The sequence below is a fragment of the Bradyrhizobium centrolobii genome (genome assembly GCF_001641635.1).
GTDB lineage: Bacteria > Pseudomonadota > Alphaproteobacteria > Rhizobiales > Xanthobacteraceae > Bradyrhizobium > Bradyrhizobium centrolobii.
This window is the reverse complement of record NZ_LUUB01000090.1, coordinates 80672-96652: the sequence shown is the minus strand read 5'-3', so window position 1 is coordinate 96652 and position 15981 is coordinate 80672. Positions and strand designations below refer to the sequence as shown.

The 15981-nt window shown below is 64.2% G+C and carries 15 protein-coding genes; 12 read left to right on the top strand and 3 right to left on the bottom strand.

Annotation, left to right across the window (positions count from 1 at the left end; genetic code table 11):
• Window positions 1-95: 95 nt before the first annotated feature.
• Entirely contained in the window at window positions 96-680 is a 585-nt protein-coding gene (locus tag AYJ54_RS32620; RefSeq protein ID WP_063705581.1) for a TRAP transporter small permease, read from the top strand.
• A complete protein-coding gene (locus AYJ54_RS32615; protein WP_063705579.1) occupies window positions 677-2017 on the top strand; it encodes a TRAP transporter large permease in 1341 nt (446 codons plus the stop codon). Before AYJ54_RS32620 ends, AYJ54_RS32615 begins: the two co-directional genes overlap by 4 nt.
• A 9-nt stretch (window positions 2018-2026) precedes the next feature.
• Here AYJ54_RS32615 and AYJ54_RS32610 read toward each other — a convergent pair whose 3' ends face one another.
• Window positions 2027-2821 carry an enoyl-CoA hydratase/isomerase family protein gene (locus AYJ54_RS32610; protein ID WP_063705807.1) on the bottom strand — a complete coding sequence of 265 codons (795 nt, stop codon included), beginning with the start codon at window positions 2819-2821 and terminating at the stop codon, window positions 2027-2029.
• Window positions 2822-3073: 252 nt separating this feature from the next.
• On the opposite strand from AYJ54_RS32610, the gene AYJ54_RS32605 reads away from it, so the two are divergent.
• Window positions 3074-4294 carry an NAD(P)/FAD-dependent oxidoreductase gene (locus AYJ54_RS32605; protein WP_063705578.1) on the top strand — a complete coding sequence of 407 codons (1221 nt, stop codon included), beginning with the start codon at window positions 3074-3076 and terminating at the stop codon, window positions 4292-4294.
• Between the two features lie 169 nt (window positions 4295-4463).
• Here AYJ54_RS32605 and AYJ54_RS32600 read toward each other — a convergent pair whose 3' ends face one another.
• Both AYJ54_RS32600 and AYJ54_RS32595 read right to left on the bottom strand, forming a co-directional pair.
• Complete coding sequence (locus AYJ54_RS32600) at window positions 4464-5372, bottom strand: ribokinase (protein ID WP_063705576.1); 909 nt, start codon at window positions 5370-5372, stop codon at window positions 4464-4466.
• 18 nt (window positions 5373-5390) lie between these two features.
• Window positions 5391-6284, bottom strand: coding sequence for a sugar kinase (locus AYJ54_RS32595; RefSeq protein WP_063705574.1), 894 nt, complete (start codon window positions 6282-6284; stop codon window positions 5391-5393).
• Between the two features lie 215 nt (window positions 6285-6499).
• On the opposite strand from AYJ54_RS32595, the gene AYJ54_RS32590 reads away from it, so the two are divergent.
• From AYJ54_RS32590 to AYJ54_RS32550, 9 genes are all read left to right on the top strand, one after another.
• Window positions 6500-7348, top strand: coding sequence for a VOC family protein (locus AYJ54_RS32590; protein ID WP_063705573.1), 849 nt, complete (start codon window positions 6500-6502; stop codon window positions 7346-7348).
• A gap of 292 nt (window positions 7349-7640) precedes the next feature.
• Entirely contained in the window at window positions 7641-8348 is a 708-nt protein-coding gene (locus tag AYJ54_RS32585; protein WP_201724289.1) for a TetR/AcrR family transcriptional regulator, read from the top strand.
• 311 nt (window positions 8349-8659) lie between these two features.
• Window positions 8660-9469, top strand: a complete 810-nt coding sequence (locus AYJ54_RS32580) for an ABC transporter permease (protein WP_063705569.1) — start codon at window positions 8660-8662, stop codon at window positions 9467-9469.
• Window positions 9470-9527: 58 nt separating this feature from the next.
• Window positions 9528-10520: an ABC transporter substrate-binding protein gene (locus AYJ54_RS32575; protein ID WP_063705567.1), complete on the top strand. Its 993-nt coding sequence runs from the start codon at window positions 9528-9530 to the stop codon at window positions 10518-10520.
• On the top strand, window positions 10517-11365 hold the full coding sequence (locus AYJ54_RS32570; protein ID WP_063705565.1) for an ABC transporter ATP-binding protein: 849 nt from the start codon (window positions 10517-10519) through the stop codon (window positions 11363-11365). The genes AYJ54_RS32575 and AYJ54_RS32570 overlap by 4 nt, the downstream gene beginning before the upstream one ends.
• A 4-nt stretch (window positions 11366-11369) precedes the next feature.
• Complete coding sequence (locus AYJ54_RS32565) at window positions 11370-12767, top strand: enolase-like domain-containing protein (RefSeq protein WP_063705563.1); 1398 nt, start codon at window positions 11370-11372, stop codon at window positions 12765-12767.
• Window positions 12764-13915, top strand: a complete 1152-nt coding sequence (locus tag AYJ54_RS32560) for a Gfo/Idh/MocA family protein (protein WP_063705562.1) — start codon at window positions 12764-12766, stop codon at window positions 13913-13915. Before AYJ54_RS32565 ends, AYJ54_RS32560 begins: the two co-directional genes overlap by 4 nt.
• 10 nt (window positions 13916-13925) lie before the next feature.
• The gene (locus AYJ54_RS32555; protein WP_063705560.1) at window positions 13926-15116 is read left to right on the top strand and encodes a dihydrodipicolinate synthase family protein; all 1191 of its coding nucleotides are present in this window, start codon (window positions 13926-13928) and stop codon (window positions 15114-15116) included.
• Entirely contained in the window at window positions 15116-15979 is an 864-nt protein-coding gene (locus AYJ54_RS32550; protein WP_063705558.1) for a sugar phosphate isomerase/epimerase family protein, read from the top strand. Before AYJ54_RS32555 ends, AYJ54_RS32550 begins: the two co-directional genes overlap by 1 nt.
• The last annotated feature ends 2 nt before the right edge of the window (window positions 15980-15981 follow it).

Here is a 15981-nt window from a genome sequence, read left to right as displayed (position 1 = left end):
CGGCGGCGCTTATGGCACAGCGGCTGTCAGCTTGCTTTCGCCACGCGAGCCTGGGGTTATGGGTCCCAGCTTTCGCCGGGACGACGGGGAAGTTAATGGCCATCGCCGACAAACTGGTCCTGGAACGCCAGCGTCACCTCAAATGGCGCGCGCTCGACTGGCTCGAGCTTGCGCTCATGCTTCTCTGCGGCGTGTTGTGCTTCGGCTTCTCGCTGTCGGTGACGGCCGACATCGTCACCCGCACGATCGGCCATCCCTGGCTGTGGCTCCAGGAAGTTACCTCGACGCTGTTCATCTATGCGATCTTCATCGGCACGGCGGCGGCGACCCGGCGCAACGACCACCTCTATCTCACTGCGATCTCCGAGGCGATGCACGGCACGCCGCGACTGATCGTGGAAGTCATTATTCGAATCGTCGTTCTCGGCGTCGCCTTCTGCCTGATCTGGTACGGCTATCAGAACTATCTCCGCGGCTTCGGCAGCTTCCGCCTGCCGTCGGGCACGCCGATCGCCTCGCTCTACGCGATCATTCCGCTGTCGGGCGTCCTGATCGGCCTCTTCACCATCGAACAGCTCGTCAACGGCCTGCGCAACGGTTTTGATCATCCCGAGCCGCCGGACGAGGATGCGGCACATTCCGCGGCCGCGACTGACGCGCAGATGAGGGTGCAGCCGTGAGCGCACCCGTTGTCCTGGTGTTGATGTCGTTCTGCTTCCTGTTCTTCGGCTATCTCGGTGTGCCCGTGCCGTTCTCGCTGATGGCCGGCGTGTTCATCGGCGCGATCCTGTCGGACGTGTCGCTCGCCGCGATCATCCAGAAGATCTTTGACGGCGTCGATTCAGAAGCGCTGCTGGCGATCCCGTTCTTCCTCCTCGTCGGCGAGCTCATGAGCTCGGCGAACGTGGTGGTGCGGATCGCGAACCTGTCGGTGTCGCTGGTCGGGCACATCAGGGGCGGCCTGTCGCAGGTCGTGGTTGTCTTCAGCATGTTCTTCTCGGAGATGTCGGGTTCGACCACTGCTGACGTCGCCGTGATGAGCCGCGCGCTGGGCGGCCCGATGAAGCGCGAGGGCTATGAGCCCGCCTTCATCGCCGCCATCATCGCCTCCGCCTCGACAATTGCGGCGCTGGTGCCGCCGAGCATCACGGCCGTGGTCTATGGTGCGGTCGGCAACGTCTCGATCGCCGGCCTGTTCATGGCGGGCGTGGTGCCGGGCCTGATGATCGGCTTCGGCCTGATGATCTACTGCTATTTCTTCGGCCCGTCGGGCCTGCGCAAGCCGCGCGCGCCGTTGCGGCAGGTGGTGTTCGCTGCCGGCGACGCGGCGCTGCCGTTGATGATCCCGGTCATCCTGCTCGGCGGCATCCTCACCGGCTGGTTCACACCGACGGAAGCCGGCGTCGTCGCCGTGGCCTGGATCATCCTGGTCGTGATCCCCGCACTCAATCGCGGCCACTTCAAAAAGATCCCGTACGACTTCTGCCTTGCCGGCCTGATCTTCTCGCTGCCGCTGATCACGATCGGCGCTGCCAACGCCTTCGGCTGGATGCTCGCCTATTTGCGCGGCGCGAACTACATCGCGGAATGGATCACCTCAATTGCCGGCAACGATCCGCATCTCATCATGTTGTTGATGGTGCTGCTCTTCACCGTGGTCGGCGATTTCATCGAACCGGTGCCGACCATCATCATCTTCATGCCGCTCGTCAACGCGCTGACGGAGGCGGGCGACATCAATGGCGTGCATATGGGCGTCGTGCTGATCGCGACGCTCGCCTTCGGCCTGATCACGCCGCCTTACGGACTGGTTTTGCTGATGGCATCGAAATTCGTCGGCATCAGCTTCGCCAAGGCGCTGCGCGCGGCCCTGCCGATCTATGTCGTGTTCTTCGCCACCATCGCATTCGCGATCTACTTCCCGAGCGTGGTGCTGTGGCTGCCGCGGCATGTGCTGCCGGAGTCGGTCGGCTGCTTCAAGTCGCCTGCGGGCACAGGCTATATCTGTCCGCAGTGAGTTCTGCGGCTACTTGCCTTTGCTGGTGAACTTCTTCACGGCGACGCGAAACTCCTCCGTGTTCATCGCCATGATGATCTTGTGCTCCTCCGCGTCGAGCTGCTGCTTCACCGGCGTGGTCGCAGCCTGGTAGACCAGCGACTTGGTGCCGGCGACCGCCGCCGGAGGGTTCTGCGCCAGGCGCTCGGCGAGCTGCCGAGTCGCAGCCTTCAGCTCGGTCGCGGGAACGAGCTTCGCGACCAGGCCCCATTCATAGGCCTGCTGCGCGGTAAAATTGTCTTCGGACAGGAAGATCTGCAGCGCGCGGCGCGAACCAACCGTGCCGACGATACCGACCGTGCTGCCGCCGTCCGGCGAGACGCCGATCTTGGCATAGGCCGGCGTGAAGCGGGCATCCTCGGCGGCAATGCAGAGATCGGTGACGAAGGCGAGACCCATGCCGGCGCCAGCCGCCGAACCGTGAACGCTGGACAGCGAGAGCTTTGGCATGCGCCGGATGGTTTCGATGAAGGCGTGATAATGTTTCAGCAGTTCACCGACGACCGGCGTCACCGTGTTCGCTTCGGCCGCAGCGCCGATCGTCTGCAGATCGCCGCCGGCACAGAAGGCGCGGCCTTCGCCTTCGATCACTACGACCCTGATCTCGTCGGCGCCTTCGATGTAGGTTGCGAGCTGCTCGAGCTTCTGCGCAATCGCGAGGTTGATCGAGTTGAACGCGGCAGGACGGTTGAGCGTGATGGTCGCGATCGGGCCGTCGATCCGCAGCAGGGCGGCGTCATCGGGTTGGGAGACGGGAGCTGACATTTCGAAAATCCCCGGCATGAGGTCGTTTGCACAACTAAATCGCAGAAGGCGAGGGGTGACAATCCCCGACCATGGCTTCCGCGTGTCGTCCCGGCGCCCTTGCGCAACCCGGAACGATAGGATCAAATGGGGCTGCCTTCGTTTAGGGACGGACACGAGCGCCGGCTCCTCCGGGCGAGGCCAGCAAGCCAAAATCAGCGAGAGAGGGGACGACATGGCTAACGCTCGTGTCTTGGGAAGAGGGCTGTTCCAATGACGGATGGTCCGGTGATCATTGTCGGTTCGGGCCATGGCGGCTACCAGCTCGCGGCATCCCTGCGTCAGGCGGGCTTCTCCGGCCGCGTCTGCCTCATCAACGACGAGGCGCATCTGCCCTATCAGCGGCCGCCTTTGTCCAAAGCCTACATCAAGGGCTCTGCCGGGCCGGAGAGCCTGATGTTCCGGCCGGAGAAGTTTTATCACGACCAGAAGATCGAGCTGATCGCGGGCCGCGCGGTGTCGATCGACCGGGCGAAGCGCAAGGTCCTGCTCGCGTCGGGCGAGATGCTCGACTATGGCCACCTCGTGCTCGCCACGGGCGCGCGCAACCGGCTGCTCGATCTACCGAATGCAAATCTGCCCGACGTGAAGTATCTGCGTATTCTCGATGAGAGTGAGGCGCTGCGAAAGATCGTTCCGTCGAAAAAGCGGGCCGTGATCATCGGCGCAGGCTTCATCGGATTGGAATTCGCCTCCACCGCGCGGATCAAAGGGCTCGGGGTCGACGTGATCGAGCTCGCCCCGCGCGTCATGGCACGGGCGGTGACGGCGGAGGTCTCGGATTATTTTCAAGCGCGGCATCGCGAGGCCGGCATCCGTATTCATCTCGGGGTGCAGGCAACCAGCATCGAGGCGGAGGGCGGCAAGGTCACCGGCGTCAGCCTCAGCGACGGCCGCCACTTGCCGGCCGACCTCGTCGTGGTCGGCGTCGGCGTGCTGCCGAACATCGAGCTCGCGGCGGAGGCGGGGCTGCCGGTCGCGTCCGGCATTATCGTCGACGAGCATCTGCTGACGTCCGATCCCAATATTTCGGCAATCGGCGATTGCGCGCTGTTCGCAAGCCCGCGCTTCGGTGGATCGCTACGGCTGGAGTCGGTGCAGAATGCAACGGATCACGCCCGGTGCGTGGCGGCACGGCTGACAGGCGACAGCAAGCCCTACGACGGTCATCCCTGGTTCTGGAGCGACCAGGGTGATGACAAGCTCCAGATCGCAGGCCTCACCACCGGCTATGACCGCGTCGTGCTGCGCGGCGACCCCACCGGCAAGGCGTTCTCGGCCTTCTGCTACAAGGGCGACAAGCTGCTCGGCATCGAATCCATCAACCGCGCCGGTGATCACATGTTCGGCCGCCGCCTGCTCGGCATGGACCGCTCGCTCGCGCCGGAGAAGGCCGCGGATGAGAGTTTTGATCTGAAGAGCGCGCTGGCGTGATCGCGGCGCCGCCGCTCCCTGTCCCCGTTCTTACGGGAGAGGGTTGGGGTGAGGGGCTGCTTCCGCGACAACAGTGACAGTTGGACTCGCGGAGAGTCCCCTCACCCGGAATCCGCGCGATGCGCGAATTCCGGCCTGTCCCCGCAGGCGGGGAGAGGCGAAGAGGCACCTACAAGACCGCGGTCACCTCTGCCGCGGTCGGCATCGACGGGCCTGCCCCCATCCGCTGTACCGAAATCGAGGCGGCGGCGTTGGCGAAGGCGAGCGCTGCGTGCAACTCTATGCCATCGGCGAGTTGCGCCGCGAGCGCGCCAACGAAGCAGTCGCCGGCGCCGGTCGTGTCGACCGCCTTCACCACGCGGCCTGACACGACGATCTCCTCGAGCCCCGCAAGTGCGAGCACGCCTCGCTTGCCCAGCGTCACGCAGATCGTCTGGTCCTCGCGCGCCCGCAGCCGCCGCGCGACGTCCATCATGCGCGCCGCCTCATCGCCTTCCGACAGCTCGACGCCTGCGAGGAAGCCGAGCTCGGTTTCGTTGAGCACGAGAATGTCGACGAGATCGAGCAACTCGCGGCCGAATGTTTGCGCCGGCGCCGGGTTGAGCAGCGTGGTCGCCTGTGCCGATCGTGCTCGCCGGAAGAACGCGGCAATCGTGGGCAGAGGAATCTCGAACTGGCTGACCGCGACATCGCCCTTCAGCAGAGGCACGACGCTGACATCGTCCGCGCTGACCAGCGCATTGGTCCCGGGAATGACGACGATGGTGTTGTCGGCCTCCGCCACCGTGATGATCGCCGTGCCGGTATGCGCTTCAGCCGTCTCCTGGACGTAGCCGAGATCGATGCCCTGATCGCCGAGGAAGGCCCTCAGCTCCGCTCCGAAGGAATCCTTCCCCAGCCGGCCGATCAGCGTGGTCCGGGCGCCGAGCCGCGACGCCGCAACGGCCTGGTTTGCGCCCTTGCCGCCAGGGAAATACAGCACCTGCCGGCCGGCGACGGTCTCGCCGACCCTGGGATGGCGATCGGCCGTCGCCACCACATCCATGTTGATGCTGCCGGCGACGAAGACGCGCCCCATGATATGCCCTTCTGAAGCCTAGACCCTGACTTCGAACTCGTGCCTGACTTTCGCGATGTCGACAAGGGTCGGTAAGCCGGCCTCGTTGCCGAGGCGCTGGATCTTGAAGGCCGAGGCGGCACGGGCGAAGTCGAAATGCTCGCGCCAGCTTTTGCCGGGATGGGCGAGGTAGGAATAGATATAGGCCCCGTGGAAAACATCGCCGGCGCCGTTGGTGTCGAGCACGCGCTCACGCGGGATCGGCATCGCCGGCATGGTCTCGACGGTACCGGTCTCGTTGTACCAGAGCAGGCCCTTCTCGCCCATCGTGACGCCGCCGATCTTGCAGCCGCGGCCCTTCAAATAGTCCAGCATCTGATCCGGCGTCAGGTCCATCTGCTCGCAGAGGCGCTCGGCGACGATTGCGACGTCGACGAATTCCAAGAGCTCATGCGTGTTGGTCCGCAGGCCGCCGCCGTCGAGTGAAGTCAGGATGCCGGCCTCACGGCACACCTTGGCGTAGTGGATTGCGGCATCCGGCTGATGGCCGTCGATATGCAGCGCGCGGCAATTGCCGAGATTGAGGATCGGGAAGGGGTGGATGTGGGAGTCGTCGCGGCAGCGGACGATGGCCCGCTTGCCGTCCTTGGGCATGATGAAGGACAGCGAGGACGTGTTCACCTTCCGCCCGTGCAGTGAGATCGCGTACTTTGCGCACATGTCCTGGAACATGCGGCCCAGCCAGTCATTGGCGACGGTGGCGATCAGGTCCGGCACGATGCCGAGCTTGGCACAGCAGAACGCCGCCGTGACCGCGTTGCCGCCGAAAGAGACTGCGTAGTCCGAGGCCACGTGCTTCTCGTCGCCGGTCGGCATGTGGTCGGTGATGAAGACGACGTCGATATAGGTCTGTCCGATGAAGAGAGCCTGCATTGGATTTCCGTGATGCGCTGGGTGGTCCCGACCGGCGGCTTACTCTAGCACCGGTTCCGCTCGGGGGACGCTGAAATTATTCGCAAAACTGCCACCGAAGCGCTTGAGGTCAGCATGGGGCCGGAATACGACCATGACGGGGCCAACGCAATGCCCAAGGGGAGCCGCCGCGCCGGATCGATTTGCAGTTCCAGGCATGTCGGAGGGGAGGGAAAATGATCACCGGCCTCGATCACGTCGTCGCTCTGGTCAAGGATATAGGTGCGGCCAAGGCGGCCTATCAGACGCTGCTCGGGCGGGCGCCAGCCTGGCAGAATTCCGGCGAGGGCGCCGACCGGGTGCTGTTCACGCTCGCCAACATGACGATCGAGCTGATGGCGCCGAGCGGCTTCAACGTGACGGCCGATCGCATGCGCGCGCTGCTGGATGACCACGAGGGCGTGCTTGCGAGCCTGTGCTTTCGTGTCGCAGACATGGGCAAGATGTACCGGCGGCTGGAGCGGGTGGCGCTGAAGCCGGACCCGGTCGCCGAGGTCGAAAGCAGCGATACGGAGACCGGCGCGGTCCTGCACTGGAAGCGCACGCGGGCCGCGACCGAGCTGACGCGCGGCGTGCGCATGTTCTTCCTCGAACTCGCCGAGGAGCGTCCGCTGTCGGCAGCGACCGACGTCGCGCCGATCGATGCGCTCGACCACGTCGTCGTCACGACCGAGGACTCCGAGCGTGCCGCTTCACTCTACGGCGCGCGTCTCGGACTCGACCTGGCACTCGACCGCTCGCACCAGGATTGGGGCCAGCTCATGTTCTTCCGCTGCGGCGACCTCGTCGTCGAGGTGGTGCGGAGGCCAGTCGCCGGCGGTGACCTCACGCGCGACAGGCTGTGGGGCCTGAGCTGGCGGGTGGCCGATATCGAGGCCACGCGCGCCCGTCTGATCGTGGCTGGGCTCGACGTGACCGAGGTGCGCAACGGCCGCAAGCCGGGCACGCGGGTGATGACGGTCAGGAACCGCACCTGCGGGATTCAGACGATCCTGCTGGAGCGCTCGCCGAAGCCGGCGGATTGAGGGCCATCTCTCCGCTCGTCATTGCAATGACGATATTGAGGCGGCGAACACCTCTCTCCGTCATTCCGGGGCGTCGCGGAGCGACGAGCCCGGAATCCATTCGTCCACTCACCCTGCCGCACGATGGATTCCGGGCTCGCGCCCAAGAGGGCGCGCCCCGGAATGACGAAACAAGCGACGTCGTGTCCTGCTGCCCGGAGGACATTGGATCGCCCTGGAGAGGCTGTCATCATTCTCAAACCGTCGCGCGCGTGTTACATGACGTTGTGAGAGCACCCAGCGAGCACCCGGTTTGGCGAAGGCAAAGCGAAATCTGAGATGGCAGCGTGATCCCGAAGGGATGCGGCTGCGCATTCTCGAGGCGGCCAAGCAGGAGTTTTCGGCCCACGGGCTTGCCGGTGCGCGCGTCGATCGCATCGCGGCCAAGGCCGGCGCCAACAAGCGCATGCTCTACTACCACGTCGGCAACAAGGACGATCTCTATCTCGCGGTGCTCGAAGGCGCCTACGACAAGATCCGCAGCGAGGAGCGGGGGCTCGATCTCGAACATCTCGATCCGCCCGAGGCGATCAGACGGCTGATCGAATTCACCTGGAACTATTTCCTGCGCAATCCTGAATTCCTGTCGCTGCTGCAGACCGAGAACCTCGCGCGGGCAAAGCACCTGAAACGCTCGACCAAGGTCAAGTCGATGCATTCGCCGTTCGTCGAGATGATCCGCACGGTGGTGCGGCGCGGTGTCGACAGCCGCGATTTCCAGGTCGCGGTCGATCCCGTGCAGCTCTACATCTCGATCGCGGCGCTGTGCTTCTTCTATCTCTCGAACTCGGCCACGCTGAGCGTGATCTTCGGCCGCGACCTGCTCGCCAAGGATGCCAAGGATGAGCGGCTTGCCCACATGGTCGGCCTCGTGCTGGCCGCGCTGACGGGGCGGTCCGCTGAGCTGCTCGAGATCGTCAAGGCGCCGAAGTCGCGCGCCGCGGTTGCGCAGACGGCTTAGCGGCGCAATTCGCGTACTGGCGGACGGATCGTCTGCCGTTTCCGCGATCTCAGCCGTCAACGCCCGACTTTGATCGGGCGATCCAGTATTCCAGAGGTGGCGACGCGATACGGAGAAGCCGCGGCGTACTGGATTCCCCGCTTTCGCGGGGAATGACACCGAAGATGCGGTGCGGCTGCCCTTACTAATCTGAACGCCACCCAAAACGACTGGAACCACTGCGCAAAACGTCACAGGGGAAACCGCTGGACAGTATTTATCCAACGGGTTAATTTCTCGCCCGAACGAAGGAAGAATGCCGGGAGCGAGACGTGGCTGAGCCGAAGCCGCAAAGTGCGGTGTCCAAGATGCTGAATGCGGCCTGGGTGCGGCCGCTGTTGTTCCTGGTCTTCATCATCGTGGCCTGGGATCTCGCGATCCGGCTGTTCAATATCCCCGCCTATCAGATTCCGGCTCCGGCCGACGTCGTGGCCGTGCTGCGCACCGATTGGCCGGAACTGCTGCGCCAATCCTGGCCGACGACCTATGCGACCGTTTGCGGCTTCGTGCTCTCCGCGCTGTTCGGCATTCCCGTGGCGATGCTGATTGCGGGGTCGAAGACAGTGGAGAGCTACGTTTATCCGCTGCTGGTGTTCTCGCAGTCCGTGCCGAAGATCGCGATCGCGCCGCTGTTCGTGGTCTGGTTCGGCTTCGGCATCGTGCCGAAGGTGATTTCCGCCTTCCTGCTCGGCTTCTTCCCGGTGGTGGTCTCGGCCGTGCAGGGCTTCAAGTCGGTCGACCCCGATATGGTCGATCTTGCCCGCGCCATGCAGGGCAGCCGGTTGCAGGTGTTCCTCGCTGTGAACCTGCCGCATGCGCTGCCCGCGATCTTCTCGGGCCTCAAAGTGTCGGTGACGCTTGCCGTGGTCGGCGCCGTCGTCGGCGAGTTCGTCGGCTCCAATTCCGGCATCGGCTATGTGATGCAGCGCTCGATTGGAACCTTCGATCTGCCGACGATGTTCGCAGCCCTCGTGATCCTCGCGCTGCTCGGCGTCATTCTTTTCTGGATCGTGGACCGGATCGAGAAGCTGATCATTCCCTGGCATGTCAGCCAGCGCGACGACGTGATTTTCGCCTCATAAACGAAGCAACGAACGGCCACCAACGGCCGAAGCAACAAGGACAAAAGGGAGAGCAGTAATGAAGCGGTGGATAGGGGCTGTCTCGGCGGCGCTGATGGCGCTTTGGGTTGCGCCGGCGCAGGCGGCCGACAAGGTCGTGCTGATGCTGAACTGGTACGTCTATGGCGAGCACGCGCCGTTCTATTACGGCAAGGCCAAGGGCATCTACGCCGCCGAAGGCATCGATATCGAGATTCAGGAAGGCCGCGGCTCGGCCGCGACCACGCAGGCCGTCGCCGCCAAGACCGCCGATTTCGGCTATGTCGACGTTCCCACCATGATGCGCGCCGCGATCAAGGGCGCGCCCGTGATCGCGACCGGCGTGCTGCTCCAGACCAGCCCGATGTCCGCCATGGGTTTTGCCGACAAGAACATCAAGAAGCCCGAGGACATCAAGGGCAAGACGGTCGCGATCACGCCCGCCGACTCCATGACGCAGATCTGGCCGCTGTTCCTGAAGAAGACCGGTCTGAAGGAAAGCGACTTCCATACCGTAGCCGGCGACGGCCAGACCAAGCTCAACGCCGTCATCAACGGTCAGGCTGATCTCCTGCTCGGCTACGTCATGGACCAGTCGATGAAGATCAAGGACGCCACCGGCAAGGACGTCTATCTGATCAAGTTCGCCGACTACGGCATCAACCTGGTTTCCTCCGGCATCATCGCCAACTCCGACTATGTGAAGGCCAATGCGGACCTGGTCCGCCGCTTCATGTCGGCGACGACCAAGGCGGTGGAAGCCGCCGAGAAGGATCCGAAGGCGGCGGCGCAGTCGATCCTCGATACCAACCCCAAGGGCGGCAGGATCGACACGCTGACGCAGGGGTTTGAGCTGACCATCCCGCTGTACCGGACGGCGGAGACCAAGAGCAAGCGGCCGTTCCAGGTCACGGACCAGAACATGACCGACTCCGTCAATCTGATGGTCGAATATGGCGGGCTCGATGCCAAGGCCAAGGAGAACCCGAAGGCCTTCTACACCAACGACTACCTGCCGAAGGGCAACTCGTGAAACCAGCGACAAGACCGAGTGATGACGTGCAACCGGCCGCACATCTGCGACTGGTGAGCGACCGGGCCGACAGCGACGCGTCGGGCATCAAGCTGTCCGCCGTGTCGAAGACCTATCGGACGCGCGACGGCGATGTGCCGTCGCTGCGGCCGCTCGATTTCCACATCAACGACGGCGAGTTCTTCGTCGTGGTCGGCCCGTCCGGCTGCGGCAAGTCCACGCTGCTCAAGCTGATCTCGGGATTGCTGCCACCGACGACCGGCGAGATCCTGGTCGAGGGCGAGAAGGTGACGACGCCGCACGGCAATGTCGGCATCGTCTTCCAGAACGCGCTGCTGCTGCCGTGGCGCAACATCATCTCCAACGTGATGCTGCCGATCGATATGAAGCGGTTGCCGCGGGACAAATATCTCGCCCGCGCCAAGGAGCTGTTGAAGCTGGTCGGGCTCGAAGGCTTCGAGAAGAAGCTGCCCTGGCAGCTCTCCGGCGGAATGCAGCAGCGCGCCTCGATCTGCCGCGCGCTGGTGCATGATCCCAAGATCATGCTAATGGACGAGCCGTTCGGTGCGCTCGACGCTTTGACGCGCGAGCGCATGAATGTCGAGCTGATGCGGATTCAGCGCGAGACGAAGAAGACGGTGCTCCTGATCACGCATTCGATTCCGGAGGCCGTGTTCCTCGCCGACCGCGTGCTGGTCATGACCGAGCGGCCCGGTGCGGTCGCCGCGATCTACGACGTGCCGCTGCCGCGTCCGCGCTCGCTCGACGTGATGGCCGATCCGGTCTTCACCGAGCTCGTGCAACGCATCCGCAAGCACTTCTTCTCACAGGGCTCGCTGGACTGAAGCCATGCCTGTGCGCCAGAAGCTGCGAGACATCGCATTCTTTGAGCGGCCCGTGCGATTCGCGCGGCCGTTCCGCTTCGGCGCCATCACGATCCATGCGACCCCGCAGCTCTTTGTGCGGGTGGAGATCGAGGTCGAAGGCAAGGGGATCGCAGTCGGCGCCAGCGCCGAGCTGCTGGTGCCGAAATGGTTCGACAAACGGCCCGAGCTGTCGCCGGCGCAGACAGTCGATGGGCTGCGCCGCTCGCTCGCGATCGCGCGTGGCCTCTATCTTGCGCAGACAAATTTTGACACGACCTTCGGGCTGCATGCCGCATGCATCGGCGCGCAGGTTGCGGCCTGCGCGAAGGAGAACATTCCGCCGCTTGCTGCTGCGTATGGTCCGGCTGAGATTGACAAGGCGATCCTCGATGCGCTGCTGCGCGGCGCCGATACGAATTTCTTCGATGGAATGGCCGACAACATCGCCGGCATCGATGCGCGCCTTTCGCCCGATCTGAACGATGCGGAGATCGGGCAGTTTCTCGCGCAACGGAAGCCGCTGCCGCGCGTCGCGGTACGCCACACCGTGGGTCTCGACGACATCGTTGAGGGCGAGGGCGGTGTCGCCGATACGCACGAGAATGCCGGCGCACGCTACTTCAAATTGAAACTGTCGGGCGATCCGTCCGCCGATGCGGCAAGGCTGACGCGTATCGGTAAGGAACTCGACACGCTGGGGCATGACTACCAGGTGACCCTCGACGCGAACGAGCAATACGCCGATCTCGTCGCCTTGCGCACGCTGATCGACCGGCTCGATCACGCACCCGAGCTTCGATCGATCTCGTCGCGTCTGCTCTATGTCGAACAGCCGATGCCGCGCGATATCACCCGGCAGTCCCCGCTCGACTCGCTCGCGGCGCGCGGCTTCATCATCGACGAGGCCGATGATTCCTACGATGCCTTCCCGGCCGCGCGCGCGCTGGGCTATTGCGGAATTTCCTCGAAATCCTGCAAGGGTCTCTACAAGTCCATCGTCAACGCCACCCGTGCTGCGAAATGGAGCGTGGGCGGAGAAAGGTTCTTCGTGACCGGCGAGGACCTGACCTGCCAGGCCGGCCTTGCCGTGCAACAGGATCTGGCGCTCGGCGCCCTGATCGGCGTCACGCATGCCGAGCGCAACGGCCATCACTATGTCGACGGCTTCGGTGAGGCGCCCGCCGCCGAAGCCCAAGCCTTCGCGGCCGCGCATCCCGATCTCTATGCTGATGCCGGCCAAGACATCCGCCTTTCCATTCACAACGGCGATCTCCTGACGGGATCGCTGACCGCAACGGGCTTTGCGACGTCGGTCTATCCGGACTGGTCGGCACTACGCCCGCTTGAACAGCCAACATCACTTCAGGAGCAATTGGCATGACCACGCAACGCCTCGGCCTCATCATGAACGGCGTCACCGGCCGCATGGGGCTCAACCAGCATCTGATCCGCTCGATCGTCGCGATCCGTGACCAGGGCGGTGTGAAGCTGAGGAACGGCGATCGCGTGATGCCCGATCCGATCCTGGTCGGCCGGAGCGCCGACAAGGTCGAGCGGCTCGCCAAGCAGTTCAACATCACGCGGTGGACGACCGACCTCGACGCGGCGCTCGCCGACAAGAGCGACACCATGTTCTTTGACGCTGCGACCACGCAGGCGCGGCCCGGCCTTCTGTCCCGCGCGATCAACGCCGGCAAGCATGTCTATTGCGAGAAGCCGATCGCGACCAACTTCGAGGAGGCGGTCGAGGTCGTCAAGCTCGCCAACGCGAAGGGCGTCAAGCACGGCACGGTGCAGGACAAGTTGTTTCTGCCAGGTCTGAAGAAGATCGCCTTCCTGCGCGACTCCGGTTTCTTCGGTCGCATCCTCTCGGTGCGTGGCGAGTTCGGCTACTGGGTGTTCGAAGGCGGCTGGCAGGAGGCGCAGCGGCCGTCCTGGAACTACCGCAGCGAAGACGGCGGCGGCATCATCCTGGACATGGTCTGCCACTGGCGCTACGTGCTCGACAATCTCTTCGGCGACGTCGAGAGCGTGGTCTGCATCGGCAACACCGACATTCCAGAGCGCTTTGACGAGCAGGGCCAGAAGTACAAGGCGACTGCTGACGATTCCGCCTACGCGACGTTCCAGCTCAAGGGCGGCATCATCGCCCACATCAACATGTCCTGGGTGACGCGGGTCTATCGCGACGACCTCGTCACCTTCCAGGTCGACGGCACGCTCGGCTCGGCTGTCGCAGGTCTTTCGGACTGCATGATCCAGGCGCGGCAGGCGACGCCCCGGCCGGTGTGGAATCCCGACGAGAAGCGGCTGCACGATTTCTATGGCGACTGGCAGAAGCTGCCCGACAACGTCTCTTACGACAACGGCTTCAAGGAGCAGTGGGAGATGTTCATCCGCCACGTTTACGAAGATGCGCCGTACAAGTTCACGTTGCTCGAAGGCGCCAAGGGGGTGCAACTCGCCGAATGTGCGCTGAAGAGCTGGAAGGAGCGGCGCTGGATCGACGTTGCGCCGATCAAGGTCTGAGGAGGGAAAGATGAACAAGCCCGTCCTGCCGATGTCGTCATTGTCGCTGAAGCTGCCGAAGGCCGACCGCTCGATCGAGACCTACCGGCTTGCGGCCTCGCGGAGCTTTCCGGCGAAGCTCGAGGGCACGCTGAACCGCGTCGCGTTCTCGGCCGTGCACACGGTCGCCGATCCCTTCGCCGACAGCGATCCCTGGCTCTCGGCGTCTGTCGATTGGGACAAGACCATCGCCTTCCGCGAGCACGTCTGGGACCTCGGTCTCGGTGTGGCGGAAGCCATGGACACGGCGCAGCGCGGCATGGGTCTGGACTGGCCGACCTCGCTGGAGCTGATCACGCGCTCGGTCGCGGCCGCCAAGCGGCGTAACGCACTGGTGTTCTCCGGGGCAGGCACCGATCATCTTGCGGTCGACGATGCCAAAAGCCTCGACGACGTGACCCGCGCCTATGAAGAGCAGCTCTCGGCGGTCGAGAAAGTCGGCGGCCGCATCATCCTGATGGCCTCGCGCGCGCTGGCCAAGCTCGGCCGCAGCGCCGACGATTACGCAAAAGTCTATGACCGCGTGCTCTCGCAGGTCCGCGAGCCCGTGATCATTCACTGGCTCGGCGACATGTTCGACCCGGCGCTGACGGGATATTGGGGAACCAAGGATCTCGACAAGGCGATGGACACGGCGGTTGCCATCATCAACGGCAACGCCGCCAAGGTCGATGGCGTCAAGGTCTCACTGCTCGACAAGCAGCGCGAGATCGACATGCGCCGTCGCCTCGACAAGCGCATAAAGATGTACACCGGCGACGACTTCAACTATGCGGAGCTGATCGCGGGCGATAGCCAAGGCTTTTCGCACGCGCTGCTCGGCATCTTCGATGCCATAGCGCCGGCGGCCTCTTACGCGCTGTCACGGCTTGCGGCAGGCGACGATGCCGGCTTCCACGACGTGTTGGGACCGACCGTGCCGCTGTCGCGCCACATCTTCAGGGCGCCGACGCGGTTCTACAAGACCGGCGTGGTGTTCATGGCTTATCTCAACGGCCACCAGGATCACTTCACCATGGTCGGCGGTCAGGAGAGCGCGCGCTCGATGCTGCATCTGGCCGAGCTGTTCCGCCTGGCCGATCATGCCGGCCTGCTCGCCAATCCCGAACTCGCGACGCAGCGGATGAAGACCGTGCTGGCCTCGCACGGACTCGAATCCTGATGCGTGACTTTTCGTCTGACCATCGCTGGCTGTCGCTGAACACGGCGACTGTCCGCAAGCAGGGTGACCTCGTTCAGATCATCGAAGCCTGTGCAAAGCACGGTATCCGCGCCATCGATCCCTGGCGCGACCAGGTCGCGACCGTCGGTCTCGACCGGGCCGCGCGCGCGGTGCGCGATGCCGGGCTCGACCTCTCGGGCTATTGCCGCGGTGGCATGTTTACCTCTGACGTTGCGCACCGAGCCGAAATGCGTGACGATAATCGGCGCTGTGTTGATGAAGCCAAGGCGCTGGGCGCATCCTGCATCGTGCTGGTCGTCGGCGGCTTGCCGCAATATTCGCGGCCGGGCAGCGCGGCCTCAAAGGACCTTGCCGCGGCGCGCGTGCAAGTCGAGGAAGCGCTGGCCGAAATGCTCGACTACGCCAGGCAGGCGAAAATGCCGCTGGCGATCGAGCCGCTGCATCCGGCCTATGCCGGGGACCGCGCCTGCGTGAACACCACAAAACAGGCGCTCGACATCTGCGACCGGCTCGATCCCGGCCGCAGCGGCATGCTCGGTGTCGCGCTCGACGTCTATCACATCTGGTGGGACCCGGAGCTGATGGGCCAGATCGCGCGCGCCGGCAAGGATCGCCTGCTGGCCTTCCATGTCTGCGACTGGCTGGTGCCGACCAAGGACATCCTCAACGACCGCGGCATGATGGGCGACGGTGTCATCGACATCAAGTCGGTGCGCGCCGCGGTCGAAGCGCAGGGCTATACCGGCTATTCGGAGATCGAGATCTTCTCCAACGACTGGTGGTGCAAGCCGATGGACGAGGTGCTGCGCACCTGCATCGATCGGCACCGGAGCGTGGTTTAGGA

Bases quoted from the DNA above. Each gene is read 5' to 3' on its own strand.
- AYJ54_RS32620 (WP_063705581.1), top strand. From the start codon at position 96: ATGGCCATCGCCGACAAACTGGTCCTGGAACGCCAGCGTCACCTCAAA.
- AYJ54_RS32610 (WP_063705807.1), bottom strand. From the start codon at position 2,821: ATGTCAGCTCCCGTCTCCCAACCCGATGACGCCGCCCTGCTGCGGATC.
- AYJ54_RS32605 (WP_063705578.1), top strand. From the start codon at position 3,074: ATGACGGATGGTCCGGTGATCATTGTCGGTTCGGGCCATGGCGGCTAC.
- AYJ54_RS32600 (WP_063705576.1), bottom strand. From the start codon at position 5,372: ATGGGGCGCGTCTTCGTCGCCGGCAGCATCAACATGGATGTGGTGGCG.
- AYJ54_RS32595 (WP_063705574.1), bottom strand. From the start codon at position 6,284: ATGCAGGCTCTCTTCATCGGACAGACCTATATCGACGTCGTCTTCATC.
- AYJ54_RS32590 (WP_063705573.1), top strand. From the start codon at position 6,500: ATGATCACCGGCCTCGATCACGTCGTCGCTCTGGTCAAGGATATAGGT.
- AYJ54_RS32575 (WP_063705567.1), top strand. From the start codon at position 9,528: ATGAAGCGGTGGATAGGGGCTGTCTCGGCGGCGCTGATGGCGCTTTGG.
- AYJ54_RS32565 (WP_063705563.1), top strand. From the start codon at position 11,370: ATGCCTGTGCGCCAGAAGCTGCGAGACATCGCATTCTTTGAGCGGCCC.
- AYJ54_RS32560 (WP_063705562.1), top strand. From the start codon at position 12,764: ATGACCACGCAACGCCTCGGCCTCATCATGAACGGCGTCACCGGCCGC.
- AYJ54_RS32555 (WP_063705560.1), top strand. From the start codon at position 13,926: ATGAACAAGCCCGTCCTGCCGATGTCGTCATTGTCGCTGAAGCTGCCG.
- AYJ54_RS32550 (WP_063705558.1), top strand. From the start codon at position 15,116: ATGCGTGACTTTTCGTCTGACCATCGCTGGCTGTCGCTGAACACGGCG.